The sequence below is a fragment of the Planococcus sp. FY231025 genome (assembly GCF_052078085.1).
GTDB lineage: Bacteria > Bacillota > Bacilli > Bacillales_A > Planococcaceae > Planococcus.
Genome location: NZ_JBQJJG010000004.1, coordinates 42,663 through 68,152 on the forward strand (window position 1 = coordinate 42,663; position 25,490 = coordinate 68,152).

The 25,490-nt window shown below is 48.5% G+C and carries 25 protein-coding genes and 1 riboswitch; of the genes, 14 read left to right on the forward strand and 11 right to left on the reverse strand.

All coding sequences use genetic code 11. The annotated features are described in order from the left end of the window. The first annotated feature begins 92 nt into the window (after window positions 1-92). The 3 genes from ACTL32_RS03490 to rlmH all read left to right on the forward strand — a co-directional run bounded on the left by ACTL32_RS03490 (window position 93) and on the right by rlmH (window position 1,620). Window positions 93-596 carry a DinB family protein gene (locus ACTL32_RS03490; RefSeq protein ID WP_204893166.1) on the forward strand — a complete coding sequence of 168 codons (504 nt, stop codon included), beginning with the start codon at window positions 93-95 and terminating at the stop codon, window positions 594-596. Window positions 597-886: 290 nt separating this feature from the next. Further along, window positions 887-1,051: a CxxH/CxxC protein gene (locus ACTL32_RS03495; RefSeq protein ID WP_204893167.1), complete on the forward strand. Its 165-nt coding sequence runs from the start codon at window positions 887-889 to the stop codon at window positions 1,049-1,051. A gap of 89 nt (window positions 1,052-1,140) precedes the next feature. Next, window positions 1,141-1,620: a 23S rRNA (pseudouridine(1915)-N(3))-methyltransferase RlmH gene (gene rlmH / locus ACTL32_RS03500; protein ID WP_204893168.1), complete on the forward strand. Its 480-nt coding sequence runs from the start codon at window positions 1,141-1,143 to the stop codon at window positions 1,618-1,620. Between the two features lie 155 nt (window positions 1,621-1,775). Here the strand turns inward: rlmH and ACTL32_RS03505 are convergent, their stop codons facing one another. Further along, window positions 1,776-3,065: a hypothetical protein gene (locus ACTL32_RS03505; protein WP_441340155.1), complete on the reverse strand. Its 1,290-nt coding sequence runs from the start codon at window positions 3,063-3,065 to the stop codon at window positions 1,776-1,778. 238 nt (window positions 3,066-3,303) lie between these two features. On the opposite strand from ACTL32_RS03505, the gene ACTL32_RS03510 reads away from it, so the two are divergent. Together ACTL32_RS03510 and ACTL32_RS03515 are read left to right on the forward strand one after the other, a co-directional pair. Next, window positions 3,304-4,497: a DUF4317 domain-containing protein gene (locus ACTL32_RS03510; RefSeq protein WP_441340156.1), complete on the forward strand. Its 1,194-nt coding sequence runs from the start codon at window positions 3,304-3,306 to the stop codon at window positions 4,495-4,497. A 48-nt stretch (window positions 4,498-4,545) separates the two neighbouring features. Further along, complete coding sequence (locus tag ACTL32_RS03515) at window positions 4,546-5,028, forward strand: nucleoside deaminase (RefSeq protein ID WP_441340157.1); 483 nt, start codon at window positions 4,546-4,548, stop codon at window positions 5,026-5,028. A 413-nt stretch (window positions 5,029-5,441) separates the two neighbouring features. On the opposite strand, the gene ahpF is transcribed toward ACTL32_RS03515, so the two are convergent. The 4 genes from ahpF to solA form a co-directional block, all read right to left on the reverse strand. After that, window positions 5,442-6,989 carry an alkyl hydroperoxide reductase subunit F gene (gene ahpF / locus ACTL32_RS03520; protein ID WP_441340158.1) on the reverse strand — a complete coding sequence of 516 codons (1,548 nt, stop codon included), beginning with the start codon at window positions 6,987-6,989 and terminating at the stop codon, window positions 5,442-5,444. 12 nt (window positions 6,990-7,001) lie between these two features. Continuing rightward, a complete protein-coding gene (gene ahpC, locus ACTL32_RS03525) occupies window positions 7,002-7,571 on the reverse strand; it encodes an alkyl hydroperoxide reductase subunit C (protein ID WP_204893179.1) in 570 nt (189 codons plus the stop codon). Window positions 7,572-7,989: 418 nt separating this feature from the next. Continuing rightward, entirely contained in the window at window positions 7,990-8,562 is a 573-nt protein-coding gene (locus ACTL32_RS03530; protein WP_441340159.1) for a YdeI/OmpD-associated family protein, read from the reverse strand. Window positions 8,563-8,723: 161 nt separating this feature from the next. Then, window positions 8,724-9,866: an N-methyl-L-tryptophan oxidase gene (gene solA / locus ACTL32_RS03535; protein ID WP_441340160.1), complete on the reverse strand. Its 1,143-nt coding sequence runs from the start codon at window positions 9,864-9,866 to the stop codon at window positions 8,724-8,726. Window positions 9,867-10,145: 279 nt separating this feature from the next. After that, window positions 10,146-10,249: riboswitch (SAM riboswitch) on the forward strand. Window positions 10,250-10,376: 127 nt separating this feature from the next. Between solA and ACTL32_RS03540 the strand changes: the two genes are divergently transcribed. The 6 genes from ACTL32_RS03540 to katG all read left to right on the forward strand — a co-directional run bounded on the left by ACTL32_RS03540 (window position 10,377) and on the right by katG (window position 17,140). Continuing rightward, the gene (locus ACTL32_RS03540; protein ID WP_441340161.1) at window positions 10,377-11,189 is read left to right on the forward strand and encodes a transporter substrate-binding domain-containing protein; all 813 of its coding nucleotides are present in this window, start codon (window positions 10,377-10,379) and stop codon (window positions 11,187-11,189) included. A 21-nt stretch (window positions 11,190-11,210) separates the two neighbouring features. Further along, window positions 11,211-11,930, forward strand: coding sequence for an amino acid ABC transporter permease (locus ACTL32_RS03545; protein ID WP_441340162.1), 720 nt, complete (start codon window positions 11,211-11,213; stop codon window positions 11,928-11,930). Next, window positions 11,930-12,670, forward strand: a complete 741-nt coding sequence (locus ACTL32_RS03550) for an amino acid ABC transporter ATP-binding protein (RefSeq protein WP_441340163.1) — start codon at window positions 11,930-11,932, stop codon at window positions 12,668-12,670. Before ACTL32_RS03545 ends, ACTL32_RS03550 begins: the two co-directional genes overlap by 1 nt. A gap of 41 nt (window positions 12,671-12,711) precedes the next feature. Continuing rightward, the gene (gene mmuM / locus ACTL32_RS03555) at window positions 12,712-13,644 is read left to right on the forward strand and encodes a homocysteine S-methyltransferase (protein ID WP_441340164.1); all 933 of its coding nucleotides are present in this window, start codon (window positions 12,712-12,714) and stop codon (window positions 13,642-13,644) included. A 311-nt stretch (window positions 13,645-13,955) separates the two neighbouring features. Next, window positions 13,956-14,597: a Yip1 family protein gene (locus ACTL32_RS03560; protein WP_441340165.1), complete on the forward strand. Its 642-nt coding sequence runs from the start codon at window positions 13,956-13,958 to the stop codon at window positions 14,595-14,597. A gap of 278 nt (window positions 14,598-14,875) precedes the next feature. Beyond that, window positions 14,876-17,140, forward strand: a complete 2,265-nt coding sequence (gene katG / locus ACTL32_RS03565; protein ID WP_441340166.1) for a catalase/peroxidase HPI — start codon at window positions 14,876-14,878, stop codon at window positions 17,138-17,140. A 195-nt stretch (window positions 17,141-17,335) separates the two neighbouring features. Here katG and ACTL32_RS03570 read toward each other — a convergent pair whose 3' ends face one another. Next, the gene (locus tag ACTL32_RS03570) at window positions 17,336-17,752 is read right to left on the reverse strand and encodes a hypothetical protein (RefSeq protein ID WP_441340167.1); all 417 of its coding nucleotides are present in this window, start codon (window positions 17,750-17,752) and stop codon (window positions 17,336-17,338) included. 381 nt (window positions 17,753-18,133) lie between these two features. Here ACTL32_RS03570 and ACTL32_RS03575 point away from each other — a divergent pair, with 381 nt between their 5' ends. Together ACTL32_RS03575 and ACTL32_RS03580 are read left to right on the forward strand one after the other, a co-directional pair. Beyond that, window positions 18,134-18,733: a hypothetical protein gene (locus ACTL32_RS03575; RefSeq protein WP_441340168.1), complete on the forward strand. Its 600-nt coding sequence runs from the start codon at window positions 18,134-18,136 to the stop codon at window positions 18,731-18,733. 39 nt (window positions 18,734-18,772) lie between these two features. Then, entirely contained in the window at window positions 18,773-19,270 is a 498-nt protein-coding gene (locus tag ACTL32_RS03580) for an LURP-one-related/scramblase family protein (protein WP_204893192.1), read from the forward strand. An 82-nt stretch (window positions 19,271-19,352) separates the two neighbouring features. Here ACTL32_RS03580 and ACTL32_RS03585 read toward each other — a convergent pair whose 3' ends face one another. Beyond that, a complete protein-coding gene (locus tag ACTL32_RS03585; protein ID WP_441340169.1) occupies window positions 19,353-19,724 on the reverse strand; it encodes a VOC family protein in 372 nt (123 codons plus the stop codon). A gap of 372 nt (window positions 19,725-20,096) precedes the next feature. Between ACTL32_RS03585 and ACTL32_RS03590 the strand changes: the two genes are divergently transcribed. Beyond that, entirely contained in the window at window positions 20,097-21,596 is a 1,500-nt protein-coding gene (locus ACTL32_RS03590; protein WP_441340170.1) for a malate:quinone oxidoreductase, read from the forward strand. Between the two features lie 209 nt (window positions 21,597-21,805). Here ACTL32_RS03590 and ACTL32_RS03595 read toward each other — a convergent pair whose 3' ends face one another. The 4 genes from ACTL32_RS03595 to ACTL32_RS03610 form a co-directional block, all read right to left on the reverse strand. After that, on the reverse strand, window positions 21,806-22,552 hold the full coding sequence (locus ACTL32_RS03595; protein WP_441340171.1) for an alpha/beta hydrolase: 747 nt from the start codon (window positions 22,550-22,552) through the stop codon (window positions 21,806-21,808). 210 nt (window positions 22,553-22,762) lie between these two features. Then, a complete protein-coding gene (locus ACTL32_RS03600) occupies window positions 22,763-23,467 on the reverse strand; it encodes a DUF2294 domain-containing protein (protein ID WP_441340172.1) in 705 nt (234 codons plus the stop codon). An 80-nt stretch (window positions 23,468-23,547) separates the two neighbouring features. Next, a complete protein-coding gene (locus tag ACTL32_RS03605; RefSeq protein ID WP_441340173.1) occupies window positions 23,548-24,237 on the reverse strand; it encodes a Na-translocating system protein MpsC family protein in 690 nt (229 codons plus the stop codon). 403 nt (window positions 24,238-24,640) lie between these two features. Further along, window positions 24,641-25,180, reverse strand: coding sequence for an ECF transporter S component (locus ACTL32_RS03610; protein WP_204893196.1), 540 nt, complete (start codon window positions 25,178-25,180; stop codon window positions 24,641-24,643). Window positions 25,181-25,490: the final 310 nt, after the last annotated feature.

The following is a 25,490-nucleotide window of genomic DNA, read 5'->3' on the forward strand; positions in this document are numbered from 1 at the left end:
ACCGATGCCCTTCTGCAAAAGCGGTCCTGAGGCAGGAAAACGTTCTTATGCGGCGAATAGACCAAAGGAGAAAGAAAATGGAGGGATCGAGCGTGTACAGAAAACTGAATGATTTTTTCAAGGATTGGAAGCGCGAAGAAGAAGCCACCCAGAAGATTCTGGATGCGCTAACAGACGAATCACTCAGCCAGCAGGTCACAGATGAACACCGGACGCTTGGTCGGCTGGCATGGCATCTGGTAACCACGCTGGATGAAATGGTCGGACATACCGGGCTGCAGTTTTCAGCAGCTAAATTCGGCAACCCTGTTCCGGATACCGCCGAAGAAATTGCAGAAGCCTACCGGTTTTCCAATCAATCGATGATCACGGCAATGAAAGAAAACTGGACCGATGAAACCTTGGAAGAAGAGCATAATATGTACGGCGAGATGTGGAGCGTGGCGACGCTCCTGCAGGTGCTGATTACTCACCAGGTCCATCACCGGGGCCAGATGACGGTCCTGATGCGCCAGGCAGGATTGAAAGTTCCCGGCGTCTACGGCCCGGCAAAAGAAGAATGGGCAGCAATGGGAGCCCAGCCGCCTGAAATTTAATAAAGTCCGATAGACCGGAATACAGCTTCCCTGTATTCCGGTCTATTTTTATGTAACGCTCCTGTAATTTTTGTAAACAATCTGTCCAAAAATAATAAGCAATGTTCGTGAAAGCAAAAAACTATTATGTGGATAACTTATTTCGATGCAAGAAGGAACAGACTATCCACAGGTCTTCTGAAGCTTGGCTATTCGGGAAGATATTCTTCTGTTAAAATAGAGTGTGGATAAACGTGAACGAAATGTGTATAACTGTGTGGAATATTCGGAAATCGAAAGGAATGAGTATTATGAAAATTTATTGCTGCAAAACCCACGTGGAGCATGCGTTAGACATGTTTGTGGCAGAGGCAAAAACTTATCCGATTCTTACAGAATTGTCAGAGCAAGAAAAGTTATCCACAAAATGCGAGTACTGCGAAGAGGCTGCTTTGTATCTTGTGGCGAACACCTGAGCGGACACAAGATGTAGAAACTTCTGTGGATATGTGTATAACATTTGTGGGTAACTTGTTTGTAAATTTAGCGTAAAGGGGGATAAGGTGTGAATATCTCAATTATCAGTGTCGGTAAACTGAAAGAGAAATACCTGAAGGCGGGTATCGAAGAATACACAAAACGGCTTGGAAGCTATGCGAAAATCACGGAAGTGGAAGTTGCGGATGAAAAAGCGCCGGAGCAATTGAGCGAAGCGGACATGGAAATCGTCAAAAAGAAAGAAGCGGAGCGGATCATGGCCAAGATTTCTCCCGACGCCTACGTCATCGCCTTGGCGATCGACGGCAAGATGAAAACATCCGAAGGGCTGGCAAAAGACATCGAATCCCTCATGACCTACGGCCGCAGCAAAATTGTTTTTGTAATCGGGGGATCATTAGGCCTCCACGACGAGGTCTTGAAGCGGGCGGATGAAAAACTGTCATTCTCGAAGATGACGTTTCCCCACCAGTTGATGAAACTGATCTTGGTGGAGCAGGTTTACCGGGCTTTCCGGATTATGAAGGGTGAGCCGTACCATAAGTAAGTGAATTTTTATATAAATTTAAGGAGAATTATCATGATAACTATTCGATAAATCTATCGAAAAATCTTTCTGAAGGGAAATAGTGTTTTATGAATATATCTTGAAGAATCTTATCATAAGTAATCCCCTGTAATCATAAGATTACAGGGGGTTTATCAATTGGTCGGCAAATTTGCAAGTTCAAGAATTTCATTTAAGTCTTGGAATTGAAGCCACATTATAAAACTCTTATCTACTACACTCAATCGTAAATTGGTTTCATCATAATCAATTATGATAGGTTGAATTTTTTTGGTCACTTGTAGAGAAGCTACAGATTGCAAAGCTTGAGTTAAGTTACCTGGATTTAAGTCAATTCCGCTAGGATGTTTTGATTGGATAGACTTTCTAATTTCAGAATATCTAATGCCTTTTCCTAAAATTTCTGGAGTTGCGGTTATCAAAGGATATAATATCCATTTATGCATTTCTAATGATGTTGCTTGAAATCCATCTGAAAATTTTGTTAAAAAACTATTATATCTTCCAGATTGTTGATTAACTATTTTTTTAATTAATTTATCCATATCGATGTTTGTTCCAATGGTAATATTGGAGTCCTGCGTTTCGTAAATATTATTTTCTAAACAAGCACTATAACAGGCTTCTTGAACAATATAAATACTATCAAAACAATTTTTCAGAAGATAATTTTTAAAGTTGGCATCAAAGGTAATATTAAGCAATTCTTCACCATTAGTTATTGCTTTCTCCAATTCATTTTCTGTCCATTTGTCAGCGTTTATCGAAATTACTCTGCCGGTTAAGTCACCGTTATAAATAGACAGTCTATTTTCATCCAACCATACTCCAATTACTATAAAAGTAAAATTTGAGTTTTCATGAAATGCCTTTAAAGCAATGGAAAAATCTCTTTGAGCATCAGTATTGAGATAGTGAAAATCCTCTAAAAGAATATATTTTTTAAAATTTAATGATTTCAAAGCACTTATAATATCGTTAACATCTTCAGGATCTAATTCCAGTGGATTTAATGTAATTTCAGTTTGTTTTGACTTCTCGATTTCTGAACCAACTGAAGGCGTAAATCCTGGTATTAACATTGATTTTATTGAAGCGACAATTTTATATTTGCCAGAAGAGGTTTTTTTAGTGGATTGAGTAATTTCAAAACCAGCTCGCTTTAAGATGTTTATATGAATATCTTCTAAAGACCATTTGTTGGAACAATGTATTACAATTGTATCGTCTTCGGATAAATATTTTTTCCTGAGTGACGTTTTACCTTGTTTTGAACTTCCAAAAATTACAACATGTTTATTTCTTTTTAAACTATCGTTAAATAGTATATCAATATCATTTCGAATTACGTAATTCAATGGTAAATCTCTAGAAATGCCAAAAACTGATTCAGCTCTATAAATAATCTCTTTAATTTGAACCACCCCTTTCAATCTATGATACAACAAATTTCAGGAAAATTATATTGAAATTTATGAGAAAATAGTCATTATTACTTATTCATAAATATTATCATGTTTATTTATTAATGATTAACTGTGTTTTTTTCTCTAACTCAATTATTGTTATAATAAAAGAGCACCAAAAGCTGCACGCCGGCTTTGGATGCTTCTTTTTTTGTGCCTTGCACGGATTTTATTAGCCAGGGAGTTGGAATTGGACATGAACAACAAAGATATAGCAGATATTCGCAAGCGCTTTAAGCTCGATACCGATCTACTGAAGATCGCCGAGATTTACAACGTCTACATACAGCAGGAAAGCACTGAGATCTTCCATGAGGAGAGCCGTCCGTTTTCGATGTTGGACCGGGAGCAGCAGGAGCTGTTCCTCGCTAATTTCAAGAAGGTGCTGGGCGGCAAGATGGACGTGAAGCTGTTTGAGGTGAAGTTCCAGCCGCAGGAAGAAGGGCAGGCGGACCATACGCAGCGGCTCTTGTACGAAGGCCTGGAGGCAGAGGACGCTGCAGAGTGGAAAACGAATATGCAGCGCATCGCCTTGAAGACGGTGGAAGAGAAGCCGTACGAGAAGGACATGGTGATCACGTTCATCCGCGGCACTTATTTCAAAACGACAAAGCGCCAGGCGGATGAAACGGAAATCGACATGCGCGATGAGGTGTACACGACGCCGTTCATCCTCTGCAGCATGAACCAGACCGAGCTGCCGAAAAGTTCGCTGGTGTTTGATTTTGTCGAAAAGGAGTTCAAGTCGAATGTGCTGATGGATCCGGTCATCAAACTGGCATCGCCAATCGGCGGCTTCCTGTTTCCGAGCTTTACGGACAACGCCGCAGACATCCATCACATCGTCTATGCATCAGGAAAGGCGAATAAACCCGATTTCGGATTTATCGAGAACGTCTTGAACGGCAATGAAATCATGACAGCCGAAGAAGACAAGGCGGTGTTCGAGGAAATCGTCAAAGCGGTAATCGGCGAAGAAGTGAATTCGCGGACGCTTGCTGGCCTCTACGATGAAATCAACATCATGCTCGAAGTAGAGAAAGAAGCCGAGAATGAAGACGCAGAAGCGCCGGTATTGGATACGGTGGAAGTGACGCGTGTGCTGAAGGCGAGCGGCGTCAAAGACGTGAGTGAGGAAAAAGTGGAGCGGGCATTCCAGCAGGTGGTGGAAGACCGCAACTATGAAATGAAAGCAAGCCACGTCGTCCCGAGCTACGCCTCTAAATCCATCAAAATCAGCACGAAAGTCGCGGACATCAAAATCAGCCCGCAGGACTTACGTTACGTCAAAGAAGTCAATTACAACGGCAAGCGCTGCATTTTGATCGAAGTGGAAGAAGACACGATGATCGAAGGGTTCAAGCTGCTTGCGGAAGAAGAGCTGGAATAGGAGAGCGTCGGAAGGGTTTGATGAAAAACACACGAAGGAGGAGCTAACATGATCAGTGAAACGGATTTGAAGCATTTGCAGCGTTGTGTGGAATTGGCGGAAACGGCTTTGGAAAAAGGGGACGAGCCATTCGGGTCGGTTCTGGTTTCCAGAGCGGGGGAAGTGCTTTTTGAAGATCATAACCATGTGGCAGGCGGCGACCATACGCAGCATCCGGAGTTTGCGATCGCGCGGTGGGCGGCTAATAACATGGCACCCGAGGAAAGAAGCCAGGCGACGGTCTATACATCCGGAGAACATTGCCCGATGTGTTCTGCTGCCCACGGGTGGGCTGGCTTGGGGCGGATCGTCTATGCAAGTTCTTCCGAACAATTGGCCGGGTGGCTGAGTGAACTGGGCGCTCCAACCTCGCGCGTCCGGAATCTGGCCATTGCGGATGTGATCAAGGATACGGAGGTAGACGGCCCTGTCCCGGAACTAGCGGAGCAGGTCCGCGAACTCCATCGCCGGCTGTATGAAGCGAAGGGGTAAACAGGCGATATTTTATGTAAGTTGAAGCTAGAGAGCTAGCTTTTATAGGCCGCTTAGGCGCTTTGGGCATGGCTCTCGCCATGAGCCGGGAAGGACACCCGTCTCATAGCTTCGCCTAGCCCTTAAACGCGCCGGCGCTGTTTATGCTCATTAACTTTAAGCATCTCCACCTTTTTTTGAAGTGCTATCTAAGATATGGAGCAAAACAGCGGAGACGCCTGCGGGATAGCGAGACAGCCGAGACCCCGCAAGCCGCAACGCGGCTGAGGAGGCTTGGCGCTCGCCCGCGGCAAGCGCAGCTGTTTTGCGGAATATCGACAATACAAGAAGATGAAAGAGCGGGACTTTATTCCAACAAACAAAAAAAGGACTGCGGAAGAGAGGCAATCTCTTTCCACAGTCCTTTTCATTTTTTATGCCATGACAGGGACTTCGCTTCGGATGAGGTGGTCGAACGCACTCAATGAAGCAGTGGCGCCGGATCCCATCGAAATGATGATCTGTTTGTACGGGCTGTTCGTGCAGTCGCCTGCAGCAAAGACGCCCGGGATGTTCGTTGCACCGCGGTTGTCGATGACGATTTCGCCGAATTTATTGCGTTCGACGGTGTCGCCGAGCCAGTCGGTGTTCGGCACAAGGCCGATCTGGACGAAGACGCCGGACAGTTCGACATGCTTTTCTTCGCCTGTTTGCAGGTCGATATAAGAAATGCCGTTCACTTTGTCCGTGCCGGTGATTTCCTGTGTGCGGGCGTTTGTCAGAACCGTTACGTTCGGCAGGCTCTTCAAGCGGTCCTGCAGCACAGAATCTGCTTTCAGTTCGGCATTGTATTCCAGCACGGTTACGTGGTTCACAATGTTTGCGAGATCGATGGCCGCTTCGACGCCGGAGTTTCCGCCGCCGACAACTGCCACATCTTTGCCGGCAAACAATGGGCCGTCGCAATGCGGGCAGTAGGCGACGCCTTTGTTCTTGAATTCAGCCTCGCCCGGCACGCCGATGTTGCGCCAGCGCGCACCGGTGGAAAGGATGACGGTTTTGCCTTTGAGGACAGCACCGTTTTCGAGTTCAATCTCGACGAACTCCTTCTTCTCCAAGCGCTTGGCGCGCTGCAGGTTCATGACATCGATGTTGTACTCTTTCACGTGCTCTTCGAGGCTTGCTGCGAACTTCGGCCCTTCCGTGTGCTTGACGCTGATGAAGTTTTCGATGCTCAGCGTATCAAGCACCTGGCCGCCGAAGCGTTCAGCGACGATGCCTGTGCGGATGCCTTTGCGCGCCGCATAGATGGCTGCGCTGGCACCTGCCGGCCCTCCGCCGACGACAAGGACATCGTACGGATCCTTGTCCGCGAATTCGGATGCGTCCGGCGCAGTGCCCAGTTTCGCAAGCAGTTCTTCAAGGGACATGCGTCCGCTGGAGAACGGTTCGCCGTTCAGGAAGACCGTCGGGACGGCCATGATGTCTTTGCTTTCGACTTCTTCTTTGAATGCTCCGCCGTCAATCATCGTATGCGAGATATTCGGGTTGAGCACGCTCATCAAGTTCAGGCTCTGGACCACTTCCGGACAGTTCTGGCAGCTTAGGCTGATGTACGAGTCGAAATGGTAGTTGCCTTCGATGCTCTTGATCTGCTCGATGACTTTCACGTCGGCTTTCGGCGCACGTCCGCTCACTTGCAGCAAAGCAAGGACCAAGGACGTGAACTCATGGCCGAGGGGAATGCCGGCAAACGTGATGCCGGTGTCTTCGCCGATGCGGTTGACGCTGAAGCTCGGCGTTCTTTCAAGCTGTGCATGTTCCACTTTGATGCGGGCAGACATTGCGGACAATTCTTCTACGAGAGCCGCCATGTCGCGGGAGACGTCGTCCCTACCTGCGCTGACTTTGAGCAGCACGTCGCCCTCAAGCAGCTGCAGGTATTGCTCTAATTGTGCTTTTATATCTGCATCTAATATCATGATCAGAACTCCTTATATTTTGCCGACAAGGTCGAGGCTCGGCTTCAGTGTCGCGCTGCCTTCTTCCCATTTAGCCGGGCAAACTTCGCCTGGGTTGTTGCGGACATATTGAGCCGCTTTGATTTTGCCTACTAGCGTGCTTGCGTCGCGGCCGATGCCGTCCGCATTGATTTCCGCTGCTTGGACGATGCCGTCCGGGTCAACGATGAATGTACCGCGCTGTGCAAGGCCGGCTTCTTCGTCCAAGACATCAAAGCTGCGTGAAATGCGTTGTGACGGGTCGCCGATCATGACGTATTGGAGTGTGCTGATCGCGTCTGAATGGTCGTGCCATGCTTTATGCGTGAAGTGAGTATCCGTTGATACAGAATATACTTCAACGCCCAAGCTTTTAAGCGTTGCGTATTGTTTCTGAAGGTCTTCAAGTTCAGTCGGGCAAACGAATGTAAAGTCAGCTGGGTAGAAGCAAACCACACTCCATTGGCCTTTCATGTTTTGTTCTGATACCTCGATAAAGTCACCGCTTCCCGCGTGGTAAGCAGAAGCTGCGAATGGCTGGATTTCTTTTCCGATCAAAGACATATTAAATTCCTCCTAAATGTTTTTTTAGAATGATCAAAGCCAATAATTCCATAAAAAAATATTAATCAAAGTCCATCACCTCAATTAATATAATTATTTAACTATAATCATTCTAATTCCTGCTTCTAATTGTTATATGAAATCGGATATTTGTCAAAGGAAACCCTTGAGTTGAAAAAAATCTTTGAATTACTCCGGAAGTTATGGGAGAGTAAGCGTTATCATTTTTCCTTCTGGACCGTTTTATTTCGAAAAGGAGCAAGAAGAACTAATATAAATATTTTAGAATAATTTTAATTTTCAAACCACAATAACGTTTCTCATGTAGAAAACGTTAATTGATAAAAAGGCTTGGTGCTCGTAAAAGGAGTTGAATCAATTGGACACCGTGTGCGGTAATTTTATCTTGCTGCATGCTTTAATAATCACTCAAGCGTCCATCGTCATTCCATTGGCCGTATATCTTGTTCTCGCGGGTGTTTTTAATGAACTTATCCAATCGTTTATTGTAAATTTCAGAATCAACTTCTTTATATCCTTGGATGTTGTCAATTCTGATTCTCCGGTACAATTCGGGGAAATTCATGAAGTTCTGATAGACCTGCGCGTCTTCTTGCAGACGGGATAAAATCTCTGGATGAACCGCAAACGATTCAGGGCGCATGTCAGGGAGCACGTTCAATCCCTGGTCTTTCATCAACCCCAGCTTTTCGAGCCTCCGCACTCTTTCTTTGTTCAATTCCGTCCAGTTGCTCTTTTTCTGTCTCGGGGAAAGCCTTTGGGCCACTTGGGTGCCGGTAAGCTTCTTCTTGATGCCGTCGATCCAGCCGAAGCAAAGGGCCTCTTCGACTGTGTCCAGGTACTGGAGGGCATCGGGCTGCTGCTTCGTGCCAAGAATCACCCAGCAAAACTTTTCTTTCGTTGAATTTTCTTCCAGCCAATCCCTCAATTCCTGCCGGGTCTTAGCGCCGATCATGTTCACGATTTCCATGCCGGTTCCGTCCTTTCCAAAAGAAGGTTTTCTTTACTATAACGGTTCGGAGAAGGCATGGAAAAGCGCCGGATGCACGAAACAGGGATTTAAAAAGGACTTCCTGAAACGCCGATTAAAGAAGCGTTCAGGAAGTCCTTTTGGAGATGGTCCGAAATTTGTCACTCCACGAATCGGTTAAGCGAGAAGATGGAGATGTCCAATTCACTCCGTCCCTCCAAAACCATTTGGCTCAGGACTTCGCCCATCACGCTTCCGAATTTAAAGCCGTGGCCCGAAAAGCCGCAGGCGAAAATGACGTGCTTGTTTTCAGGATGGAAGTCGACGATGAAATCATGGTCGCTTGAAACGGTATAGAGGCAGGTCTTCGCTTCGAGCAGTTCGCCGTTCGCTTCCGGCAGGAAAGTTTGGAGCACGCGCCTAAGGTCGCCTTCATCGGTTTCATACTGCCCGAAGTTCTGTGAATGCACGTCCGGATCAATCGGGTCCCCGCCGTCGGACCGCCCGATTTTCAGGCCGGTGCCGTCCAAGTTCGGGAAGCCGTACGCCTTGTGGTTGTTGTCCTCGATGAAAAAGGACGGAAAGTGTGCGGCATCAAAAAGAGCGGCAGGGGCTTCGAACCAGCCGACGGCTTTTCGGGTCGGCTGGATGGGCAAATGAAGTTCCGGCAATAATTTCGCTGCCCAGGCACCCGCTGTAACAATCACTTTCTTTGCATAAAAGTCCGTTGTTCCAGTCGAAATTTTCACGCCTTGCGGATCATTGGGGTCAATGTGCTGAACCGGTGTATTGGCAGCAAGGTCTGCTCCGTATTTCAAAGCGGTTTCCTTATAGGCCCGAATGGCATTTTCGCTGTAGATCAGCCCCGATGCCGATTCAAAGCAGCCGATGTACTGGTCTGGCACGGAAAACCCCGGCCATCTTTCGTTGATTTCCCGGCCGTTCAAAATCTCTAACGATAGGTTATGCTTCCGGGCAGAAGCGATCGTTTCCTGAAGAAAAGGGGAGTCTTCCGGGCCGATGCCGAGCACACCGGTGTTCTCGAAAATTTTATGGCCCGTTTCTTGTTCGAGCTGCTCCCATAATTGCTGCGCGCGCTTCACAAGCGTCACATATTGCCGGCCTTCGCCGTACGCATGCCGAATCAGGCGGGTGTCGCCGTGATGGCTCCCTTTAGTATGCGGCGGATCGAAGGCATCGATCAGCAAGGTCTTCGCATTCTGCTTCGCCAAAAAGGCGCCGGCCGCCATGCCCATCGTTCCTGCACCGATGATTGCGACATCATAAACCTGGTCTTTTGTCATGTTCAGTCCGCTCCGCTCTTTGTGGAATTCGAAAGTATGACTAGATGGTATGCAAGATTCCGATGATTGTCAATTGGCCAAAAGAGTGCTGCCTGCCTTGGACGAATGAGCGGTTAGCACTTGAAATAAACCCTTCAATCAAGCGAGGAAGGGAAACACGCCGCATGAATTCCGGACATTTCCCGGGAAATAATTCATCAAAATTCGAAATAGATGAAAAATGTGTTTGACAGAAGCGGTAATCTCAAATACTATCTTAATTATGTAAAAAAATTAAATAACTTATCAAGAGAGACTGAGGGACAGGCCCTGTGACGTCCAGCAACCATCATTTTCATGAGCGGTGCTAATTCCTGCAGGGCATTTGCTCTGAGAGATAAGATCTAGATTAAAACCTATTTCCTATCGAAATAGGTTTTTTTGCGTTTACTTGCCTCATCCATCCCAATAGCGCAAGGTTTTCCTGCAAGGCAGGAGCTTGCGACTCTCTACTAACGAAGGAGTTTTAACATGAAAAGAAAAAATTATTTAACCCTCTCACTGGTTTTATTGATCGGCGCAGGCGGCGTCTTAAGCGGCTGTTCGTCAAAAGAAGCGACAGCCACGGGCGAAGGAGTGATCCTGGTGGGAACGCAGAATGACTATCCGCCGTTTGCGTTTGCGGACGATAACAACGAATTGACCGGCTATGATGTGGAAGTGGTCAAAGCGGTCGATGAGAAACTGGACGGCTACACGTTCGAATTCACCGCCGTTCCTTGGGATAGCATGTTCCTGGCGCTCGAGTCCAATAAAATCCAGGCGATCGCCGACCAAGTCGCGAAAACGCCGGAACGCCAAGAAAAGTATCTGTTCACCGATGAATCCTATTTTGCGGCCGAAACGGTCATTGCCGTGAAGAAGGGACGAGAAGATATCCAGACGATTGAAGACTTGGAAGGCAAGAAAGTCGGGGCTTTGGCCGGCGACTCCTACACTTTGCTCTTGGAGGAATACAATAAGGGAGCAGCGACGCCGATCGAATTGAAATACAGCGAAAGCGGCAACCCTTCCGAGATTCTGCAGGACGTGCAAAACGGCCGAATCGACGCTTATGTCAACGATCCGATCATGATCGATGCAGTTTTGGAGAAAAACGATCTGGGCGTGGAAATTGTCGGGCAGCCATTGGTCAATGACGACATGGGAATCGTCTTGAAAAACGGAGAAGAAGGCGAAAAGCTGAAAGCGCTGATCGACCCTGTTCTTGAAGAGCTCAAGCAGGACGGCACACTCGCGGAGCTGTCGAACAAGTGGACCGGCGGAGAGTACATCCCTGAATAGGTTTGTGGAGGGGAAGAGACAATGGAGAATTTACTGGATATCAATTTTTTAATCGAAAGCTTTCCCGCAATCCTTGCGCGGTTGCCCATCACGATAGGCATCGCAGTGGGGTCGCTGGTTATCAGCTTATTGATCGGCGTGATTACCGCCCTTATCAAAATTTATAAAGTCCCGGTATTGCGGGTGATTTCGTCCATCTACGTATCCTTTATCAGGGGAACGCCTTTACTGGTCCAGATCTATCTGGTGTTTTACGGGATTCCGAAAATCATCTACTATCTGCAGATCGAATACGGCTGGCTCCAGTCGGCGGACGTCAACAGCATCCCGCCTGAAGTCTATGCGCTGGTGGCATTCTCCGTGAATCTGGGAGCTTATCTTTCCGAGACGATTCGCTCTGCGATTGAGTCAGTTGACCGCGGGCAGTTTGAAGCGGCCAAGTCGATCGGAATGAGCCCGTCACAAATGATGATCAAGATCATTTTCCCGCAGGCGCTGGCCACAGCCATCCCGAACCTCGGAAACATGTTCATCAGCACGATCAAGGATACGTCTTTGGTATTCATCATCGGCGTCATCGACATCATGGGGCAAGCGAAAATTCTCGGATCCCGCGGATTGGCATTTTTTGAAGTGTATATCGCGGTATCAATCGTCTACTGGATCCTTTGCATCGCAGTGGAGCGGCTGCTGGTAAGAGTCGAGAAGCGGGCACGCCGATATGAAAGAAGGATTGCGTGATGATCAAATTGGAAAATATCCATAAGTATTTCGACAGCCAGCACGTACTGAAAGGAATCGACTTGAACGTCAAGAAAGGCGAAGTGGTTTCGATTCTGGGGCCGAGCGGTTCAGGCAAATCAACGCTCCTGCGCTGCATCAATTTCCTGGAGGAGCCGACCCGCGGGATTGTGGAGATCGGCGGCAAACGAGTGGACGCCGAATCAGCCAAAAAAGCGGACATCGTCTCCTTACGGAATTCGACCGGCATGGTGTTCCAGCAATACAACTTGTTCAAGAATTTCACGGTGCTGCAAAACGTCATGATCGGGTTGACCAGTGTAAAGAAATTACATAAAGAAGAAGCCGAAAAGCGGAGCATGGAAATCCTGGAACGGGTCGGATTGGCGAACCGGATGAACCATTATCCGGCCCAATTGTCGGGCGGCCAGCAGCAGCGGGTCGGCATTGCGCGGGCACTGGCGCTGGGCCCGGAAGTGCTGCTGTTCGATGAACCGACCTCCTCTTTGGATCCGGAGCTGGTGGACGAAGTGCTGGCGACGATCCGGAAAGTGGCGGACGAAGGGAACACGATGCTGATTGTGACCCATGAGCTCCATTTTGCGCAGGATATCTCCGACCGCGTCGTTTTCATGGAAGACGGACAGATTGTCGAAGAAGGAACGCCGGAACAGCTTTTCAATAATCCGAAAATGGAACGGACAAAGCAATTCTTAAGTAGAGCCAACAGAAGCAACTAAGGACAGTATCTTGAAGGTGGACATGGAAAGGATGAGGATGCATGAACCCGATTGAACAGATTTTAAAGGACTTTCCGGTCCTCATTCTCGACGGCGCGATGGCGACAGAACTTGAGAATTACGGCTGTGATTTGAATGACCGGTTGTGGTCGGCAAAAATCGTCATGGAAAACCCGGAAATGATCAAAAGAGTCCATCTGGATTATTTTGAGGCAGGGGCGGACTGTGCGATCACAGCAAGCTACCAGGCAACGATCCAAGGCTATCAGGAAAGAGGGCTTACAGAAGAAGAGGCGATCCGTTTGATCCAACAGTCGGTCGGGATCGCCGTCGGGGCCCGCGATGAATTCTGGGCAGGCGTTGCAGACAAATCCGCAAGGCCGAAACCGTTAGTGGCGGCTTCCGTCGGCCCCTACGGCGCTTTTCTCTCGGACGGCTCCGAGTACCGCGGCGATTATTCGCTGACCGAAGAGGAGCTCGTGGCTTTCCACAAAGACCGCATCCAGGTGCTAATCGAAGCGGGAGCCGACATCTTAGCGTGTGAGACCCTGCCATGCCTTGCGGAAGCGAAAGCTATCGTACACGTGCTCAAGGATTTTCCGGATGTCCATGCCTGGTTCAGCTTCAGTGCGAAAGACGGGCTCCACATCAGTGACGGAGAAAAGATCTCCGCCTGTGCGGAATGGCTGGACGGCGAAGCGCAGGCAGCGGCCATCGGCATCAACTGCTCCGCGCCAGGCTTTATCGAATCGCTGATTGGTGAAGTGAAAAGCCGGTCTGCCAAACCGGTCATCGTCTACCCGAATTCAGGCGAAGAATACGATGCCAAAAGCAAGACGTGGAGCGAAGAGCCGTCGGCAAACCCGTTCTCCGCCCACACCAAAGGATGGCATGAAGCAGGCGCACGAGTCATCGGCGGATGCTGCAGGACCACACCGGAAGATATCGCAGCCATTGCGGCATGGGCCCGGTGAAGCAGAAAAGAACCGGAAGTCAAAATGAATAAGCCCCCGGATGGATGGGCGAAGCCATAAGTGTCATGGCTTCGCCCATCTTTTTTAGGTGCCGCTTGAAGAAGTAGTGAAGAACAGGCCGCAACGCCGAGCGAATTTCCCCTCTCCCTTGTTGCACAATTCCTTTGTGGATGCGGTGTTTATCAAATAAAAGAATTAAATGCTATATTTTATTTGATAATTCTGATAACTTACAGTAGAAAAGAACAAAGTAAATATTAGTAATTAGAAAAGGCTGTTGCCTAAATGGCAACCGAAAGGAGGGAGAAACCATGGTAAGGGAAGAGCGATTGCGCAAAGAACATGAAGTGAATCCATTCACCGCTATTTGGCTGCGCACACGTGAAACGGTCCGCTTCGTCATTGACCGGAAGCCTGTCAATTTTATTATTCTGCTCATCGTCTTGACAGGCTTTGCATCCGGTCTGATCGGGCTTATGAACACCCGCAGCGCCGATATGGGAGGGTGGAACATCTTTATTCAGGTGCTGATCGGCGGGCCGATCGGCAGTGCTTTCGGCTATTTCATCGGTGCTGCCATCTTGCTGCTGGTAGGGCGGCTGTTCAAGGGGACGGCTTCCTACGGGGACATGTTCAAGGCGCTGGCCACTGCACAGATACCGCAAATCTGGCTCCTGCCGGTGCTGGTCATCTGGGCGCTGGCAGCACCGGAAACGTTCTTTGCGGACCGCATGGACGTGGAAGGGAATCCGATTGTGGTAATCATGTCTGTGGTGATGGCAGTCGTTTCGATTTGGACATTCGTCATCGTCTGCAAAGCGGTAGGCGAAGCGCATCGCGTTTCGTCCTGGAAAGGATTTTTCATCGTCATAATACCAGGCATCATCATTACTATCGCTGTGCTAATTATCGTCTTTGTCTTGTTTGCCTCATTCTTCGGCCAGTTCTGGTAGGAAACCGGCGCTGATTCAAATTTAAAAAGCAGATCCCGAAGCAAGGCTATCGGAATCTGCTTTTTATTTAACATTCGACCGATTGAATTTCCGGTAATTTCCAGATTACATACTGGTCAAAAAATTTGAACTTGTTTGAATTCTTATTGCTGTTCAGACGTAGCCCACTTTAGTACAATTCTAATGTAAGAATTATTATCTGCCTCTGGCAATGGCCATGGATAATAGTTATAAACTGAAATTCGCTTTTTGCACTTAATTACTCAGGGGGTTAAAAGATGGAGAACAATGTACATGACAGCAATGACAAAAAACGCCACACAGCGGCAGCAGATGCACAATGTCCGGTAACCGGCGCAGGCGGCGGGGAACTAAGAGGCCAAACTGACGGACATCGGGACAGTGCCATCACAACTTCGAACAAACCGGGCAAAACACAAAATAAAGACTGGTGGCCGAACATGCTGAACGTGGGCATCCTGCATCAGCATGATAAAAAGTCGAATCCTCTAGGGGAAGATTTTGATTACAAAGCAGAATTCGAGAAATTGGATTATGAGGCATTAAAGCAAGATCTTCATGCTTTGATGACCGACAGCCAAGACTGGTGGCCGGCTGACTATGGCCATTACGGCGGGTTGTTCATCCGCATGTCCTGGCATGCCGCAGGTACTTACCGTACGACAGATGGACGCGGGGGCGGCGCTACAGGAAACCAGCGATTTGCACCACTTAACAGCTGGCCGGATAATGTCAACCTGGACAAGGCCCGCCGATTGTTGTGGCCGATCAAGAAAAAATACGGCAACAAAATTTCCTGGGCTGATTTAATTGTCTTAACGGGCAACGTGGCACTTGAATCCATGGGCTTCAAAACGTTCGGATTCGGGGCAGGCCGTGAAGACATTTGGGCACCCGAAGAAGACGTTTATTGGGGCAATGAAAAAGAGTGGCTGGCGGACAACCGTTATTCAGGAGACCGCGAGTTAGAAGAACCTCTTGCTGCAGTTGTCATGGGCTTGATCTATGTCGATCCGCAAGGACCGAACGGCAAACCGGATCCTCTTGCAAGTGCTTACGATATTCGCGAGACATTCGGCCGCATGGGAATGAATGATGAAGAGACCGTTGCATTGATTGCAGGCGGGCATACATTCGGCAAGGCCCACGGTGCTGGAGACGCTTCTAACGTAGGGGACGATCCGGAAGCAGCTGTTATGGAAAACCTGGGCATGGGCTGGAAGAGCACCTACGGCTCAGGAAAAGGCCGCGATACGATTTCAAGCGGCATCGAAGGCGCATGGACGGCCAACCCGATTCAATGGGACAACGGCTATTACGAGCAATTACTCGGCTACGAGTGGGAATTGACGAAATCTCCTGCCGGTGCATATCAATGGACGGCAAAAGATCTGCCCGAAGACCATATGGCGCCTGACGCAGAAGATGCATCCATCAAAGTGAAAACGATGATGACGACGGCAGACATGGCGCTGCGCATGGATCCGGAATACGAAAAAATTTCCCGCCGTTATTATGAAAATATGGAAGAGTTCCAAGATGCCTTTGCCCGCGCGTGGTTCAAGCTTCTCCACCGTGATATGGGACCGATAAAGCGCTACTGGGGACCAGAAGTTCCAACAGAAGAATTGATCTGGCAAGATCCGGTACCGGAAGCACCAGGTGCAGTAAAAGACAAGGAATTGGATGAGCTGAAAGTGAAGATCCTTGAAAGCGGATTAAACCCGCAGTTTTTGGTCAAAACAGCGTGGGCTTCTGCTAGCACGTACCGTGATTCAGACAAGCGCGGCGGTGCCAACGGAGCACGCATCCGATTCGCGCCTCAACGCGATTGGGAAGTAAACGAGCCGGAAGAATTGGCGAAAGTTCTTTCCTTCTACGAGCAGCTGAAAGCGGAAACTGGCGATAAAATCAGCATTGCGGACCTGATCGTGCTTGGAGGGAACGCTGCCATTGAACAAGCTGCAAAAGCAGCCGGCTTCGACCTTGCCGTTCCTTTCACGCAAGGACGCGGAGATGCACTCGAAGAACAAACGGATGCGGAAAGCTTCAAGGTATTGGAGCCGATTTCAGACGGTTTCAGAAACTACCAAAAGAAAGAATATGCAACCAGCCCGGAAGAAATGCTGCTTGATAAAGCGAACTTGCTTGGCCTGACTGCACCGGAAATGACGGCACTAGTCGGCGGCATGCGCGCATTCGGTGCGAATCACCAAGGGGCTACCGAAGGGATTCTGACCGATAAAGTCGGCGTGTTAACAAACGATTTCTTCGTCAACTTGCTGGATATGAACATCGAGTGGACGCCGGCCGAGTTCAATAAATACGAAGGCAGATACCGCGGCACTGAAGAAGTTGTCCGCACAGCCACACGTTTTGACCTGGTGTTCGGCTCGAACGCGATCCTGCGGGCAATTGCCGAAGTATACGCACAAGATGACAATAAAGAAAAATTCGTCCGCGACTTCATCAAAGCATGGAACAAAGTGATGAATGCCGACCGTTTTGATGTTGTAAACTGATCAGGAAAAATCGGAGCTTGCAGAGCAAGCTCGCCGAAAGTTAGATGGTATCTATAAATTACAAAGACATGAGCCCGCTGGTTTGCCGGGCTCATGTCTTTAATTTTGCCTTCATTCGCTACCGGTGGTTGCCCGTGAAAAATGATTCTATCCTAAATTTGGAGAAGTGAAAAAGCGGTCATCTTGAATATCGGCTCACTTGTTAAGTTCTATGTCCACTAATGTTCCGGTTGCTTTCAAGTATGTAGCTTTACAATGGATGTTTTCTTCTTGCAAAAAAGGGAATTCGTCGGCAGCTGCTTTTAGGTTCAGCCCGTTTATGTGCACCGTATAATAGCTTGGATGACCACCCCGGGCACTGTTATTTTCCTCGAAAAAGAAAATTTCACAAATTCCTTCTGAGGTATGGAAATTGTTCGTCTTGAAACTAACGATGTCCGCAACTCCTGTGGAAAAAAGATACAAGGCCAACACTCCGAAAAAGCCACAACCAGTTACGATAAGGTAAAAATCTTTATGGTGCCTGTTTTTAGTTAGGAAATGAACAACGATTAAAAGTAAAACCACCAGGAAGATGCCGGAAAAAATGGTGTTCGAATAGATTTCATTCAATATTTTTAGCTCCTTTCCTCTTACTTTACAACAATCCAAGGCATTCACCTATGTCTGATTCATTGATTTTGTATACGGACAAACAAGAGGAAGTGGACAAGCTCTTGATCCAAATCAAACAAGCCGCCGGACCAGTTGGTGAAAAGAGCCGATAAATTGCTTTACGCAGCCAAAAACATGGGAAGAAACCGGATTGTCTATGCACCGGCAGGGTAAAAGGGAAAGCAGGAATTCATGAACCAAAAGCGGTCGTTTGTTCACCGAAAATCCGGCGCCGGGAACCTCTCCTGCGCCGGATTTTATTAGTAGGGACGCCGAAAAGGGATTTTACAGAGGATGTGGAATAGGTATATAAACGCTGAAACGAAGGGGAGACGCTGCTTGAAGACAGTAGCTGCTTGGTCATGTGTGATAGGCGGAATGTTGTGGGGATTGAAGCCGTTATACGACTGGCTGGTATTGGGCAGAAGGGCCAATACCGGCTATATTGCCAGTGATTTCACTGATTGGATCAAGTTCCTGTTCCCGTTTCTCTGCCTCGGAGGGCTGTATGTTCTTTTCGCGCTGTATAAAGGGAAGGTAAGGAAGTCCGTCGTGATCCTTGCGGCTGCGTTGGTTTTCAATGGCCTGTTCCACTTTTTTGAAATTTATTTCACCGGTTCCGGAATTCCATTCGGCCTTCTGTTCTTGTTTTCCGGGACGCTCCTGCTCTTGGCCGGCGCAGGTTCCCTGATGATCCAGCTGCGTGGCAGCCAGGAGATTCCGCGCGCCTTGGCACGATCGGCCGAAGCCTTGTTCACCGTTACGCTCCTGTTCTGCCTGCTTCCGTTCCTTTCGGGAAGTCTGTCGGAACGGATCCTGAAGCCGGTCATGGTGTTGCTGATGCTCCTCACCGGGTTTATTTGGGCAGCCATGGGCGCTGTGCTTGCCGGTATCGTCAGGAAAGAAGCTTCGGTAAAACTTGGGAAGTCCGAGGTGTAAGCAAGCAGGTTTTTAGCCAAGCACAAAGGGGGAAATCAGATGAAACAATTCTACATCAAGCAAAAAGTATTCAGCTTGAGCGGCAAATTCACCGTGAAAGACCAAGAGGAGCAGGATGCCTATTTTGTGGAAGGCAGCTTCATGCAAATCCCGAAGACGTTCACAGTCATGGACGCCGAGCGGAATGAAGTGGCGCTGATTACGAAAAAGACATTCAGTTTTTTGCCGACATTTTTTGTAGAAGTCAACGGACAGGAAGCCGTGACGATCAAGAAGGAGTTCACGTTCCTGAAAGCGCGATATACGATCGAGGCGGCGGGCCTGGATGTGCAGGGCAACTGGTGGGATATGAATTTCCAGATTCTGCGCGGAGGGGAAGTCGTAGGGGAAGTGAGCAAGGAATGGTTCACATGGGGCGACAGCTATAAAGTTCAGGTATGGAATGAAGAAATGGAGCACCTTATCCTTTCGCTTGTCATTGCGATCGACTGTGTAAAAGCTGATCAGGCAGCGGCTTCCGCGGCCGGTGCAACGTAAAAGGGAGCCACTCATAGAAGGACGGCTCGCACACTGCATTTGCAGCTTGCGAGCCGTCCTTTTTGTTATAAGAAAGAATTCTTCACCGGTGCTGGTCGAACAACACCGGGTTCCCATCCGGGTCATCAATGATGAAGCTGGCTGGCCCTTGGCCCGATTCATCGACTTCGCTGGCGAATGGGACCCCCGCAGCTTTCAGGTTTTTCTGAAGTTCGCGGATGTCAGTGAACGCGTCCAGGTTCTGGGCGTTTTGGTCCCATCCCGGATTGAATGTCAGCATATTCTTCTCGAACATCCCCTGGAACAGCCCGATAATCGTCGGCCCGTTTTTCATAATGAGCCAGTTTTGCTTGATGTCGCCGCCGAACGCCTCGAATCCGATTTTTTCATAGAAGTCTTTTGATGCGTGGATATCCTTCACGGCGAGGCTGATTGAAAAAGCGCCTAATTGCATCTTGTTGCCTCCATTCATTTTTTACTGTTGGATGGGTTGCATCCGGACTCTCCTAACCATTCAAGAAGTTAGGGGGAGATTCCTGCATTGCCCGGCTGGCTTCCTGTAAAGCAGTGCAAAGCCGGAAAATGAAATACAGCCCGGCGTTATCAAAAAATGGAGCGAAAACGTTGTTTTTTAGGGGGAAATGAGGCTCATAGACGGACAATTTCGGCGAAATGGCTTATAATAGAAATGTTTTGAGCTATAATTATCAATCTCACATTATGATATAGTTAGTAGTAACAAGGAAAAGATGGCCTTCCCGGAACGACAGAACGGGCAGCGCATGCATCCTTTCTCCAAATTTCAGGTTAGAAAAGGAAGGTAATAATGAGCAATAGAGAAGCTGATACAGACGTTATCTTGATAGGTGCCGGAATTATGAGTGCGACATTGGGAATCCTTCTGAAAGAATTAGCGCCGGACTGGAAAATTTCCGTTTATGAAAAACTTTCAAGCGCTGGGCAGGAAAGCTCCAACGAATGGAACAATGCGGGAACCGGGCACGCGGCACTTTGCGAGCTGAATTACACGACCGAAAAATCTGATGGATCTGTTGATATTAGCAAGGCCGTCAAAATCAATGAGCAATTCCAGGTGTCCATGCAATTCTGGTCGCACCTCGTGAACAAACAAGTGGTGCCGAACCCGAAAGATTTCATCGTGCAATTGCCGCATATGAGCATGGTCCGCGGGGAAGACAACGTCCGTTTCTTGAGAAAGCGCTTTGAAGCGATGTCGAAAAACCCGTTGTTCGAAGGCATGGAATACTCCGAAGATCCGAAACGGTTGAAAGAGTGGATGCCGCTGGTCATGTATAGCCGGAAGCCGGGCGAACCGATTGCGGCCACCAAAATCGACACAGGGACTGACGTCAACTTTGGCGCATTGACTCGCATCTTGTTCAACCAGTTCCAGCGTGCCAATGTGGACGTCAATTACAACCACAGCGTCGAAGATCTGAAGCGCACGAAAGACGGCCTGTGGGAAGTGAAAGTAAAGGATCAACAAAGCGGCAAAACGAAGCGCCAGACGGCGAAATTCGTCTTTATCGGCGGCGGCGGCGGAAGCATCCACTTGCTGCAGAAATCCGGCATCCCGGAATCGAAGCATATTGGCGGATTCCCGGTAAGCGGCCTGTTCATGGTCTGCAACAACCCGATCGTCATCGACCAGCACAACGCCAAAATCTATGGAAAAGCGGCGATCGGCGCTCCGCCAATGTCCGTTCCGCATTTGGATACCCGCTTTATCGACAACAAGAAATCATTGCTGTTCGGGCCATTTGCCGGCTTTACGCCGAAGTTCCTGAAAACCGGATCGAATCTCGACTTGATCACTTCCGTGAAGCCGAGCAATGTCCTGACAATGCTGTCGGCAGGCGCGAAAGAGATGGCGCTGACCAAATACTTGATCCAGCAAGTCATGCTGACGAAAGAACAGCGCATGGAAGAATTGCGTGACTTTATTCCGGATGCGAAAAGCGAAGATTGGGATCTGATTGTAGCCGGACAGCGTGTCCAGGTCATCAAAGATACCGAATCCGGAAAAGGCACATTGCAATTCGGCACCGAAGTGGTTACAGCTTCGGACGGTTCGATTGCAGCGCTTCTCGGCGCATCTCCTGGTGCGTCGACAGCCGTGAACGTCATGCTGGAAGTCATCACGAAATGCTTCCCGGAACGCATCGTCGAATGGGAGCCGAAAATCAAGGAAATGATTCCTTCGTACGGATTGGCGTTGATGGATAACCCGGAACTGCTCCGCGAAATCCATGAACATACAGCCCGGACGCTCGGTTTTCCTGAGAAAAAACCTGTAGCCCGCTGATCGAAAGCTGATTAGTGCAGCGCTAAAATCTGAACCGCCCATCTCGAAACGGATGGGCGGTTCTTTTGGGTTCGCCGGGGTTTATTGCCATCGAGCGGTTCGGGAATGGAGGGAGGAGCAGCCATCCAAAAGAGCCTTCTGCCCGTGAATTACCGGACGGAAGGCTCTTTTTCTATTGGCTAAAAACCTGAAAGGTTTCCGGCCCCTTGCTATTCGTGTTTTTTAAAGAACGCCAGCGTTTCATCGATGATGCGCTGCTGGTCGTTGTCGAGCGTAGCCACATGGTAGCTTTCGGGCATTTCGATGATGGACTTTTCTTCGGAAGCGATGCCGTCATAGATGAGCTGCGCATTTTCAGGCGGAACCACATGGTCTTCCGGCGATACGAAAATCAGCGCCGGGCATCGGACATCGGACAAGCCGCTGCGCACTTCGTCCATGAATGCGAGGATCTGCTTGACGGAGGCGACCGGCGTCTTTTCGTAGGCCAGTTCCACAATGCCCGGTTTTTTGATGTCCGAGCCGATGGCATCGAGGAATCGGATGTCCTCCTGCATATCGTGCACCGACTTCATCGCCGGCACGTCCACTGCCGCGTTGATCAGGGAGATGGCGCGGATTTCAGGGTGCTGCTGCGCCATATAGAGGGCGAGCGTTCCGCCCATCGACAGGCCGGCCATGAAAATGGTGTCGCACCGTTCCTTCAGCCAGGCAAAAGCCTCTTCAACAGAGGCTATCCAATCCTGGTACGTCGTTCCTTCCATTTCTTCGTGGTGGGTGCCGTGGCCTTCCAGGCGCGGGACCGTCACCGTATAGCCCTCCCGTGCAAATGCTTCGCCAAGCGGCCGCATGCTCTGCACGGTCCCTGTAAAGCCGTGTGAAACGAGTACGCCGGTACGGCTGCCTTCTGCTGTATACGGTTCGGCACCGCTTAATACTTTGAAATCTCCTGCCATTCGCCATCCTCCTTTTTCTTTCTGTTAGTTACTTCGCTGCAGTTTTCAGGAATTCCTTTTTAGCCGCCGCCTTCTTTATGCCAGCAGCCGGGTGCCAATGGGGTGGTGGCAGCCAGCGGCAGGTTTTGCGCAGCAGCTTCAATGAAGAAAAAAAAGACTAAAAAGGAAGGCAGGATGCTAGTTGAACATCCGGCCTTCCTTTTCATGTTTTTAGGAATCGCTGCGTGGTGGAGACAGTACAAAAACGATATAGCCCAAATCCTCATCGAAATTCCAATCCAAAAAAGTCTCCTGTATATTTTGATGCAGAATATTCTCGAGGCCGGCTTGGTCCAATAGAGAGCGTTCCAACGGACGTTTGGCCAACTTCAAAATCTCTGTATAGCCTTCGCCAATTAGCGCTTTTTCGATGCCGACCAAGATCTCTACCCGTTTAATGATCAGCGTCCGGTCGCTGAGCCAATAGCTTTCAATGCCACCCGGCTTTTTCTCTGCTTCCTCATGAACCTTTTCAATTTTTTTGTAGAAGGCCTGTTTGTCTGCCTCATCATGCCATTCAAAATCCTTTTGCGTCGGTTTTTCGTCCATGACACCGAAAATCATCCCTGTTTCCAAAGGCAGGTTCCAGTCGGCATATAAGTGCTTGAACTCCAATCCGGTTATTTTCAATAGTTCATCGGTTATCAAGGGTTTAAGGCTGCTCATCATCAAATCCCGGGTTTCCAGCACCCGTTTCCATTCGTCTTGTTTGAGCAGGACTTTCTCCATCGGGCTATTGAATCCTCTAAAGTGGATGGTGATAAAGGGCCTTTTCATTGTCACATAGACAGAAGTCGGGCCCTTGTCAAAATGCTGCCGCATCAAGGTGGAAATGAACCCGCTTATTTCGGTTTGGACAGTTCTTTCTTTTGGCATGTTTAACAATCCCTTCTCGGCAGATAACCCGCCATTAAAGAAAAGTGAAATCGGCAGCTCCACAACGGGCTTTTAATTCATCACTTTTCAAGCAGCAAGACCATATAGCTGTTATCTTGCTGGAAATCCCAATCCACAAAAAGTTCCTGGACCTGTCCGTTCAATAGCGACTCCAGGTTGAACAGCTTGGTGATCCGGTGTTCAAGCGGCCGTTTAGCCAGCCGCAGCTCTTCGACTATTCCGTTCTTGACCAATTGCTTTTCAATTTCCACTAAGATGCCGATGCGTTCAACCAGCAAAACCTTTTTGCTCAGCCAGTAAAAATTGGTCTGATCCGGCTTCTTTTGGGTATGCATGCTGTTCATGAGGATGATATCCCGGATGGCTTCCTGGTCGACCTCTTCCGGCCATGGAAACTCTTCCGGAAGAGGAGTCTTTTCCATGGTGGCAATCAGCATGCCGCTTTTGTTGGCCAGATTCCAGTCGGCATACAGATCCAGCACTTTTCGGCCGCTGCGTTCTTCGAGTCCCGTGATCAGCTCAGCTTTCATGGACGCGATGATCAAATCGCGTGTTTCCAGAACACGATTCCAATCTCCCCGCTCCACAAACATTTTTTCAGAAGGCAACAGAAATCCGCTCAAGTGGACCAAAAGAAAAGGCGGGTGGAGTGTCACTGTAACTTGATCCGGTTTTTCACCAAGCTGGCTTTCAAGGAATTGTTCAATATATTGAGTAATGGCAGTTTGAACTTGTGGATTTTCAGGCATTGGAAATACTCCTTTCATTGTCGGGAATATGCTGCTGGTACCAATCAATACTGCTGTAAAAAAATAACGCCAAAAAGAATAGTTCATTCTTTTTGGCGTTATTGCCAGCGCTAATTGTCTGGAATACTCTACCTCTATACATCAGCCGCTAGCAGCCAGTTTTGCAAAATCACTATAAATAAATAATAAAAACCAGGAATTTCTCTACATCTCCACCATATCTATTCTTTCCTGAAAAGTAAAGGAGGAGAGCGCCTTTATGTCTATTTTAATGCATCAACATGCTTATTTTTGGATAATTATCGAGTCCGACATATATTTAAGAACATTTGCTTTTTCAGCAATAAAAAAGCTGGAATCGATTGATTCCAGCTTTTGAGAGCCTTTGGTGATTCAGCAAAAATTATTTGAAAAACGGTGTTTTTTTCAAAGCAGCCGCCACCGGAATGGCTACCAGGAGCCCGACGACGTTTTGGACGATATTGCCCGGGATGGAAGCGGCCGGCACCACGAAGTTGCCGAAGATGATCGCTTCGCCGACATAATAGACCGCCAGCATAACCGGAATCGATGCGATAGCTGCGAGGATATTGAAGCTGAAGCTGTTTCCGTTGCGGCCATTCGACCAGGCAATTTTCCCGACAAGGTAGCCTTGTAAACCGCGTGCTACGATGGTGATCGGCGCCCATAATGTCCAACCAGAGACCAGATCGAACAATCCCATGCCGACAGCGCCGGCGATGGCCGCTTTTTTCGGGCCGAAGACGAGGGCAATGATGAAGAGCATGGCTGTTCCGAGGTGGACCAAGCCGCCGTTTGCGGTGATCGGCAATTTGATATTCAGGAGGAGAGTGGCCACGAATACGAGTGCGATGGCCATGGACGTCAAAATAAGATCAAAAGTGCGTTTGTTTGAATATGTCGCAGTGGTTGTTTTTTGCATAGCCTGAACCTGCCTTTTATGTTATTTTTTATGGCTGAAGAAGAGCCGGTCGAGAGCAGCATTCTGCACGCCGTTTATAATTTCTTGCTAATACTAGCAGAGGGGTGGCCTAGTGGAAAGTATCAATAACGAACAATTCTTAGGGGTCAGTTTGGAAAGAGCTTGGAGTTCCGGCTATCCTTCCCAAGCGGTACCAATTGACACAGCGGGCGCCATGCCTTATTGTTAAAGACGCGATGAGCTCGTTTGCGTAAGACGGACCAATACCCCTTTAATTAGGAACACGTTGTGAACCGTGATTTGGACGCCG

Coding starts and splice junctions, on each gene's coding strand:
- ACTL32_RS03495 (WP_204893167.1), top strand. CDS start 887: ATGAAAATTTATTGCTGCAAAACCCACGTGGAGCATGCGTTAGACATG.
- ACTL32_RS03510 (WP_441340156.1), top strand. CDS start 3,304: ATGAACAACAAAGATATAGCAGATATTCGCAAGCGCTTTAAGCTCGAT.
- ACTL32_RS03515 (WP_441340157.1), top strand. CDS start 4,546: ATGATCAGTGAAACGGATTTGAAGCATTTGCAGCGTTGTGTGGAATTG.
- ahpF (WP_441340158.1), bottom strand. CDS start 6,989: ATGATATTAGATGCAGATATAAAAGCACAATTAGAGCAATACCTGCAG.
- ahpC (WP_204893179.1), bottom strand. CDS start 7,571: ATGTCTTTGATCGGAAAAGAAATCCAGCCATTCGCAGCTTCTGCTTAC.
- ACTL32_RS03530 (WP_441340159.1), bottom strand. CDS start 8,562: ATGGAAATCGTGAACATGATCGGCGCTAAGACCCGGCAGGAATTGAGG.
- solA (WP_441340160.1), bottom strand. CDS start 9,866: ATGACAAAAGACCAGGTTTATGATGTCGCAATCATCGGTGCAGGAACG.
- ACTL32_RS03540 (WP_441340161.1), top strand. CDS start 10,377: ATGAAAAGAAAAAATTATTTAACCCTCTCACTGGTTTTATTGATCGGC.
- ACTL32_RS03545 (WP_441340162.1), top strand. CDS start 11,211: ATGGAGAATTTACTGGATATCAATTTTTTAATCGAAAGCTTTCCCGCA.
- ACTL32_RS03550 (WP_441340163.1), top strand. CDS start 11,930: ATGATCAAATTGGAAAATATCCATAAGTATTTCGACAGCCAGCACGTA.
- mmuM (WP_441340164.1), top strand. CDS start 12,712: ATGAACCCGATTGAACAGATTTTAAAGGACTTTCCGGTCCTCATTCTC.
- ACTL32_RS03560 (WP_441340165.1), top strand. CDS start 13,956: ATGGTAAGGGAAGAGCGATTGCGCAAAGAACATGAAGTGAATCCATTC.
- katG (WP_441340166.1), top strand. CDS start 14,876: ATGGAGAACAATGTACATGACAGCAATGACAAAAAACGCCACACAGCG.
- ACTL32_RS03580 (WP_204893192.1), top strand. CDS start 18,773: ATGAAACAATTCTACATCAAGCAAAAAGTATTCAGCTTGAGCGGCAAA.
- ACTL32_RS03585 (WP_441340169.1), bottom strand. CDS start 19,724: ATGCAATTAGGCGCTTTTTCAATCAGCCTCGCCGTGAAGGATATCCAC.
- ACTL32_RS03590 (WP_441340170.1), top strand. CDS start 20,097: ATGAGCAATAGAGAAGCTGATACAGACGTTATCTTGATAGGTGCCGGA.
- ACTL32_RS03595 (WP_441340171.1), bottom strand. CDS start 22,552: ATGGCAGGAGATTTCAAAGTATTAAGCGGTGCCGAACCGTATACAGCA.
- ACTL32_RS03600 (WP_441340172.1), bottom strand. CDS start 23,467: ATGCCAAAAGAAAGAACTGTCCAAACCGAAATAAGCGGGTTCATTTCC.
- ACTL32_RS03605 (WP_441340173.1), bottom strand. CDS start 24,237: ATGCCTGAAAATCCACAAGTTCAAACTGCCATTACTCAATATATTGAA.
- ACTL32_RS03610 (WP_204893196.1), bottom strand. CDS start 25,180: ATGCAAAAAACAACCACTGCGACATATTCAAACAAACGCACTTTTGAT.